At 61.5% G+C, this 3,100-nt stretch carries 5 protein-coding genes and 1 pseudogene; 4 read left to right on the top strand and 2 right to left on the bottom strand.

All coding sequences use genetic code 11. The features are described from left to right. The 4 genes and pseudogenes from AC1DWF_RS31335 to mnhG all read left to right on the top strand — a co-directional run. Positions 1 to 423, top strand: a pseudogene (locus tag AC1DWF_RS31335) (monovalent cation/H+ antiporter subunit D); the annotation flags it as partial. Next, complete coding sequence (locus tag AC1DWF_RS31330; protein WP_476784421.1) at positions 420 to 905, top strand: Na+/H+ antiporter subunit E; 486 nt, start codon at positions 420 to 422, stop codon at positions 903 to 905. The pseudogene AC1DWF_RS31335 and the gene AC1DWF_RS31330, both read left to right, overlap by 4 nt. After that, on the top strand, positions 902 to 1,183 hold the full coding sequence (locus AC1DWF_RS31325; protein ID WP_476784422.1) for a K+/H+ antiporter subunit F: 282 nt from the start codon (positions 902 to 904) through the stop codon (positions 1,181 to 1,183). The genes AC1DWF_RS31330 and AC1DWF_RS31325 overlap by 4 nt, the downstream gene beginning before the upstream one ends. Beyond that, a complete protein-coding gene (gene mnhG / locus AC1DWF_RS31320; protein WP_476784423.1) occupies positions 1,180 to 1,566 on the top strand; it encodes a monovalent cation/H(+) antiporter subunit G in 387 nt (128 codons plus the stop codon). Before AC1DWF_RS31325 ends, mnhG begins: the two co-directional genes overlap by 4 nt. Before the next feature lie 9 nt (positions 1,567 to 1,575). Here the strand turns inward: mnhG and AC1DWF_RS31315 are convergent, their stop codons facing one another. Then, entirely contained in the window at positions 1,576 to 2,652 is a 1,077-nt protein-coding gene (locus tag AC1DWF_RS31315; protein WP_476804429.1) for a tartrate dehydrogenase, read from the bottom strand. A 10-nt stretch (positions 2,653 to 2,662) separates the two neighbouring features. Further along, a partial coding sequence (locus AC1DWF_RS31310; protein WP_476842497.1) for an amino acid ABC transporter ATP-binding protein occupies positions 2,663 to 3,100 on the bottom strand: 438 nt, incomplete at its 5' end.

The following is a 3,100-nucleotide window of genomic DNA, read 5'->3' as shown; positions in this document are numbered from 1 at the left end:
GGCACGGCCCTGCTTTTGGCCGGCTTGCCTCCGCTTTCCGGCTTCATCGCCAAATTCGCCATGCTGACAGCGCTGTTCAATCCTGACGGACTTGGCGCTAGCAGGGGAGAGATTTCGATAACGACATGGGTGTTCGTGGCCCTGCTTATTCTGTCGGGCCTGGCAGCGATGATCGCCATGACACGCGCCGGTATCCGCACCTTCTGGGCGCCGGTCGAAGGCACGGTGCCGCGTGTGCTGGTCATGGAATTCGCGCCAGTCGCCATCCTGCTCGTCCTGTGCCTGGGACTGAGCGTCCAAGGTGGCAAGGTGATGGCATATATGGATGCCACCTCACGGTCTTTGCATGATCCGAAGAGCTACATTTCAGATGTCATGTCGGCACCCAGTCTGCCCGGCCCCAAGACTTTGGAGGCCAAATGACACGCTGGCTGCCTTTTCCTGTGTTGACGGTATCGCTGCTGGTCATGTGGCTGCTGCTCAACAAATTCTCCCTTGGCCACCTGGTCCTGGGCAGCGTCATTGCCCTTGGTGCATCGCAAGCCATGGCAGCCCTTCAGCCCGCCAAGCCGAGGATCAGGCGCTGGGACAAGATCCCGCAGCTTCTGTGGGTGGTCTTCATCGACATCTTCCGTTCCAACATCGCGGTCGCCGGCATCATCCTGAAGGGACGGCGCAGGCAACGGAACTCGGGCTTCGTCACCATCCCGCTTGAGTTGCGCGACCGCACCGGCTTGGCCGTGCTCGCCTGCATTGTCACCAGCACCCCTGGCACCGCATGGCTCGAATACCATTCCGCCAATGGCAGGCTGTTGATCCATGTGCTCGATCTGGTCGACGAGCAGGAGTGGATCGACACGATCAAGCAGCGCTACGAGCACCTGTTGATGGAGATTTTCGAATGAGCAGCGTCATTTTCATCCTGGCCGTCACGCTGTCGCAAATGCTGCTCGTCGCCGCCATGGCCTGCGCGGTGTGGCGCCTGGTTCGTGGCCCCCGCGCCCAGGATCGGGTGCTCGGCCTCGACGCACTCTATGTGGCGGCGATGCTGTTGCTGCTGACATTCGGCATCCGCACCGGCACGACCACTTATTTCGAAGCAGCCCTGGTGATTGCGCTTCTGGGCTTCGTTTCCACCGTGGCGCTCGCCAAATTCCTGATGCGCGGCGAGGTGATCGAATGAGTCACGCCGCCGATCTTCCGGCCTGGGCCGCCCTGCTCGTTGCTTCTTTCCTGGTCTTGGGATCAGGGCTGACGCTGCTGGGGGCAATCGGGCTTGTGCGGTTTGAAAGCTTCTACGAGCGCGTGCACGCGCCCACGCTTGGAACAACATGGGGTGCAGGCGCGATCCTGATCGCCTCGATCATCTGTTTTTCCGTGCTGCAGTCCCGGCCCGTCCTGCATGAAGTGCTGATCACCATCTTCGTGGTCGTGACCACGCCTGTCACCTTGATGCTTCTGGCACGCGCAGCGCTTTATCGCGACCGTACCGAAGGCAAACCGGGAGTTCCGCAATTCGACTCAATTGCGGAACCTGAAGACCAGGTCGCCAAATCATCGGAGTGACGGCCTGGGTTAGGCCGCCACCGCGTCGGCGATCGCCTTACCGCATGTGACGGTGTCGGCTTTGCCGCCAAGGTCGCGGGTGCGCAGGGTCTCGTTTGCGAGGACTTCCTCAATGGCCCTGACGATGGCGTCGGCTGCCTCGCGGTGACCGAGATGCTCAAGCATCATCGCACCGGTCCATATCTGCCCGACCGGATTGGCGATGCCCTTGCCGGCAATGTCGGGGGCCGAACCGTGTACCGGCTCGAACAATGACGGGAATTTCCGCTCCGGATTGATATTGCCGGAAGGGGCGATGCCGATCGTGCCCGTGCATGCCGGGCCGAGATCGGAGAGAATGTCGCCGAACAGATTGGAGGCCACGACAACGTCGAAGCGGTCCGGGTTGAGCACGAATTGAGCTGCGAGAATATCGATGTGGTACTTGTCCCAGCGCACTTCGGGATAGTTCTTCGCCATCTCCTCCACCCGCTCGTCCCAATAGGGCATGGTGATCGAGATGCCGTTCGACTTGGTTGCCGAGGTCAGGTGCTTGGCGTCGCGCCGCTTGGCCAATTCGAAGGCGTAGCGCAGGATCCGGTCGACGCCGATGCGGCTCATCACGGTTTCCTGGATGACCACCTCGCGCTCGGTGCCGGGGAACATCCTGCCGCCGATGGACGAGTATTCGCCTTCGGTGTTTTCGCGAACGATATAGAAGTCGATGTCGCCTGGCTTGCGGCCGGCAAGCGGCGAAGACACGCCGGGCATCAGCCTGACCGGGCGCAGATTGACATACTGGTCGAACTCGCGCCGGAACTGCAGCAACGAGCCCCATAGCGAGACGTGGTCCGGCACTGTATCCGGCCAGCCGACCGCGCCGAAGAAGATGGCGTCGTGCCCGCCAATCTGGGCTTTCCAGTCGGCCGGCAGCATGGTGCCGTGCTTGAGGTAGTAGTCGCATGAGGCGAAGTCGAAGGTGTCAAAACCGATGTCGATCTTGAACTTCGACGCCGCCGCCTGAAGCACGCGCAGCCCCTCGGGCACCACTTCCTTGCCGATGCCGTCGCCGGCGATGACTGCGATTTTCAATGTCTTGTCGCTCATTTTATGTCGCCTAATGCAGGATCTGGCTGAGGAACAGCTTGGTGCGCTCGTGGCGCGGATGGTCGAAGAACTCGCTAGGCGTGTTTTCTTCGACGATCTGGCCCTGGTCCATGAAGATGACCCGGTTGGCGACCTTGCGGGCAAAGCCCATCTCGTGGGTCACGCACAGCATCGTCATGCCCTCTTCGGCGAGACCGACCATGGTTTCCAGCACTTCCTTGATCATTTCAGGGTCGAGCGCCGAGGTCGGCTCGTCGAACAGCATGATGCGCGGGTTCATGCACAGCGAGCGCGCGATCGCCACGCGCTGCTGCTGGCCACCCGACAGCTGGCCGGGATATTTGTTGGCTTGCTCAGGGATCTTGACCCGGCGCAGGAAGTGCATCGCCTGCTCCTCGGCCTGCTTCTTGGGCGTCTTGCGCACCCAGATCGGCGCCAGCGTGCAGTT

The sequence above is a fragment of the Aminobacter sp. P4_D5 genome (genome assembly GCF_056401815.1).
The sequence above is the reverse complement of the archived record's forward strand: the minus strand, read 5'-3'. Positions and strand labels throughout refer to the sequence as shown.